The organism is Paraburkholderia sp. SIMBA_053, assembly GCF_046534895.1.
Taxonomy (GTDB): domain Bacteria; phylum Pseudomonadota; class Gammaproteobacteria; order Burkholderiales; family Burkholderiaceae; genus Paraburkholderia; species Paraburkholderia caledonica.
The window spans coordinates 1-249 of sequence record NZ_JAWRXU010001327.1 but is presented as its reverse complement, the minus strand read 5'-3'; the positions used below and the strand labels follow the sequence as shown (position 1 = coordinate 249).

Annotated in this window: 1 protein-coding gene; it reads left to right on the top strand. The window is 60.2% G+C overall.

Features of this window, described 5'->3' with window-relative positions; translation table 11 throughout:
• A partial coding sequence (locus SB753_RS39920) for a LuxR C-terminal-related transcriptional regulator (protein ID WP_410805529.1) occupies positions 1-249 on the top strand: 249 nt, incomplete at both ends.

The window sequence follows — 249 nt, the reverse complement described above, 5'->3', positions numbered from 1 at the left end:
GATGTGCTGCTGGCGGCAATCCGCAAGCTGGCGGATGGCGGACGCTGCATCGATCCGAGGCTCGTCGATGCGATGGTCTTCGAGGCGCATCGCGGTGACATGACGCCGCATGAGGTGCTGTCCGACCGCGAATTTCAAGTGCTGCAGATGCTGGCGACGGGCAAGAGCATCAACGACATTGCCGACACCTGTGCGCTCAGCGCGAAAACAATCAGTACACACAAGATGCGGCTGATGCAGAAACTCGGC